The sequence below is a fragment of the Dolichospermum sp. UHCC 0259 genome, from assembly GCF_009711935.1.
GTDB lineage: Bacteria > Cyanobacteriota > Cyanobacteriia > Cyanobacteriales > Nostocaceae > Dolichospermum.
The window spans coordinates 19298-23194 of the sequence record NZ_VIKX01000134.1; the positions used below are offsets into that span (position 1 = coordinate 19298).

Below are 3897 nucleotides of genomic sequence, written 5' to 3' on the forward strand. Positions count from 1 at the left end.
GGAGTAGGGGAGAAATTTTCTTTTTTTTCTTTCTTCTTCCTTCCTTCCTTCCTTCTGACTCCTGACTCCTGACTCCTGACTCCTGACTCCTTTCCCCCTACGATTGCTTATACAAAACTTGATTGCGATTAGCTGCACCAAAATCTGGTAAAGAATTATCTAATCGAGGTGTAACAGGATCGGGAATGTCAGTAGATACTTCTAATTCTTTTTCTAAAGTTTGGAGAAGTTTATCTTGTTGCACTCGAAAAGCCGACACATTACCACCACGATTAATGATTGTAAACCAAACCAAACCGCGATCGCGTGTGGGGACAACTCCAGCCAAAGCGCTCACATCATTGAGAGTACCAGTTTTCATTACCGTTGCTTTGGGCATATGTCGAGAATGGATTGTGCCTCTATGATCCAATCCAGAGGTAGGAAATAAATCAGCTAAACTTAACTGATAAAAACTAGCTTCCCGTTGCAATGCCATAAACATAGCACAAACCCCCCTGGGAGAAATTCGATTTTCCTTCCCTAAACCAGAACCATTAATCAAAAGAATTTCTGACTTTGGGAATCTAGCCAGTTGGGATGCTGTAGTGCTAACTACATCCGCACCGCCCACCGAATCGGCTAACATTTCCGCAATATCGTTATTACTAAAAACATTCATTTCCTTAATGATTTTTTGCAAAGGTAAGGAAAAATGACGGATGAGTAAATTTTGTCCAACTTTCGGCTGAGAGTCCACCTTAATATTACCAGCAATCATCACTTGAGGTTTAGGTGTTCCTTTGGGCATAACTGAGTATTGGAAAACCACAGAACGAGACCAAGTTTGATGATTTAGTGCTTGTTTGAGTAATTGACCGGCGAGTAGGGGATGACGTTGGAAATTCATAGCAAAGTTACCAGTAATTACCAAATTACCCTTAACTTGCTTAATCCCTATTTTATTCAGAGTATTGCCCAGAGCGATCGCTTCCTCCCCCACAAACATCGGATCACCACTACCAGTAATCACTAAATCACCCTGCACCACCCCATTTACCAAGGGTCCCGTGCTACTAACTAAAGTCTCAAATTGATGATTCGCTCCCCAAGCTTTCAAAGCCACCAAAGAAGTAGCAACCTTAGTTAAAGAAGCCGCAGGTAAAGGTATAGTACCTTGATGATTAGCCATCAGCATCGGTCCTGACTGCAACCAAATCCCCTGAGAAGACATGAGATTTTTGTCAATTAATTTTGACGTAATTAACCCATTCAGATATTGATGGACTGTAATAGCACCTGCTGGACTTGGATCAGGCACAAGAATCAAATTAGAACTACCTTGCCAAGCCAACACACTCAAAGCTTCTAACGGTTGAATCTGCGCTTTAGCCATTTCTAGCCAAATAGAAAACAAACCTGATCCTAATAATTCCAGCATATTCAAATTCCTTTATTCGTTAATTGGTAAGAGTTTTCTTTAATTTCGTAAGCGTAAAACTATATTGTGAAACTATTTTTAACTTTTAATTCCCTCTTTTCCTAGCAACTTATACCAATATACGAGCCTGATTATATTTATCAGTATTGAGTCATAATAAATTCAGAGGGAACAGAAAAACTCATGTTTTTAAACATGAGACGGCAATAATGACATTGTTTTTAGGAATACGCAACTTTTGAAAACATCTTTTTTTGATTGAAGCTCTAAAAGCTGAAACTTTAGTTTCTTATCTGTTCCCTGTTCCCTTCCCCCAACGACAATTTTTCACGCCCACCTACTTAGGTTACTTCCTTTCTGGATGAGCCAGTTCCTCTGGAGTAGGAACACCCACCTGATTAATTACCCCAATCATTTGATATAAACGCCCTAAATCTCGTTGATTAAAATGTAAAACTAACCGAGGTAAATTAGACGTTTCATCTTGTTCTTCCTGGGGTAATGCTGGGCTTTTAACAATTTCACCTCTCAGCAAAATATCACTAAAATTAGTATTGAGTAATTCCACTTGAGCGTCCGATAAATCTTCTTTTAACCGGATCACCAACTGATCACCAACATAACGACTAGAATGATAAATGCGGTAAAATCCAGTAATGGCATTACAAGCAACTTCCAGATTATCTGTAATAGTGTACAAACTCGGATCATCGGCACTAACAAGCCCTGTTTTTACCAATTTCTCATCAATATATTGACCCCAAGAACGCCAATAATCACCCCCTGGCTGATCAATTAACACCAAAGGAACTGGACCAAATTTACCTGTTTGGCTCAATGTCATACATTCAAAAGCCTCATCTTGAGTGCCAAAACCACCAGGAAACAAAGCCACAGCATCACTTTCTTTCAAAAGAAATAACTTGCGAGTAAAAAAGTATTTAAAATTAATTAGTTTAGCATCACCTTCAATAACTGGGTTAGCTTGTTGCTCAAAAGGTAACTGAATATTTAAACCAAAGGAATTTTCCCTACCAGCACCTTCTTGACCAGCTTGCATAATCCCACCACCACCACCTGTCATAATCATAAATCCTAGTGCAGAAACAGCGCGACTAAATGCAACTGCCATTTGATATGCTGGTGTATCTGGTGCTAGACGGGCAGAACCAAAAATAGTAATTTTCCGAACATGGCGGTAGTTATAAAATAACTGGAAACCACACTCCATATCTGCTAAAGCGGCAGATAATATTTTCCAGTCAAGACGTTCAATATCACTATCAGCAAGACGCAAAATTGTGGTGAGTGATTGCTGAATAAATTGCCTATGTTTTAGTGTTGGTAAACGGTCTATTAATTCAGCAATATCCGCTTGGAGAGAATCTAATGAAGAAAAGGACGCTTCAGAAGTCATACTTACTGCCGCAATAATGGCATTATATTTTAACGAAAGTTCCTAATACAGTAAAGCGTCAATCAACTAACAATAATTAAAAATCTCGAAAAGACTTATATATCATTTGCTTTTTGACTTTCGCCTTCCTGTACTAGTAACTGACGTTATTTTACATGATATTTCCCATATTGATGGTAATTATTACAATATAGGCTTCTCAGTAACTAATTTTTAGTTGACTAACAATTAGAACAAAGATGTCTGAAATTGGTACTGACACTAGGCTTTTTCTGGGATTAAAAAAAGATAGGGGAAGCACCATTTTCGTTCTGTAATTGATCTTGTAAATGAATAACTCAATCGAAGTTTATTGTTTATTCAGCTTAAAGATACTTTTCCAAAGTGTTAGATAAAGTGGTTTTAGGTACAGCACCAACAACCATATCTACTTTTTCTCCATCTTTGAAAATCATTAAGGTGGGAATACTGCGAATACCATACTGACTAGCAATATTCGGATTTACATCCGTATTAACTTTAACAACTTTTAATTGATCTCCATACTGAACAGCGATTTCTTCAACAACAGGAGCGACCATCCGGCACGGACCACACCAGGGGGCCCAAAAATCAACTAATACGGGTACTTCGCTCTCAAGGACTTCTGCTGTAAAAGTCGACTCCGTAACTTCTGTGGCTGCTGACATACCTAAAAACCTTTATCTATGATATTTCTGAGGTTGGTGAAAATTCTACCATAGCAAAAACATACTCTTAAGTCCTAATGATATACATTTGCTAGGAAACTAGAAAACTAATCCTCACCATAAGGAACCGCCCGAACATTAGTCCGGGCGGAGTGTGGTGTGAGGAGTGAACGGAAACTTTTGTCTCCGCCATCTCTATTGTAGGCTAGATATGTGATTTTTCCAGTCATTCTCAAAGTTGTTGTCAATTGTCAGTTGTCAATGGTTAGTTGTCAGTTGTCAGTTGTCAATGGTCAGTTGTCAGCAGAAAACCCTTCTGTAGTGCTAACTACATCCGCACCGCCCACCGAATCGGCTAACATTTCCGCAAT

General features: G+C 38.8%; 3 protein-coding genes. All 3 read right to left on the reverse strand.

Going from position 1 to position 3897, the window contains the following annotated elements:
- Positions 1-97: 97 nt before the first annotated feature.
- On the reverse strand, positions 98-1420 hold the full coding sequence (locus tag FJR05_RS10785; protein WP_168644098.1) for a D-alanyl-D-alanine carboxypeptidase: 1323 nt from the start codon (positions 1418-1420) through the stop codon (positions 98-100).
- A gap of 346 nt (positions 1421-1766) precedes the next feature.
- Positions 1767-2837, reverse strand: coding sequence for an LOG family protein (locus FJR05_RS10790; RefSeq protein ID WP_168644099.1), 1071 nt, complete (start codon positions 2835-2837; stop codon positions 1767-1769).
- A 365-nt stretch (positions 2838-3202) separates the two neighbouring features.
- Positions 3203-3526 carry a thioredoxin gene (gene trxA / locus FJR05_RS10795; RefSeq protein WP_168644100.1) on the reverse strand — a complete coding sequence of 108 codons (324 nt, stop codon included), beginning with the start codon at positions 3524-3526 and terminating at the stop codon, positions 3203-3205.
- Positions 3527-3897 lie beyond the last annotated feature (371 nt).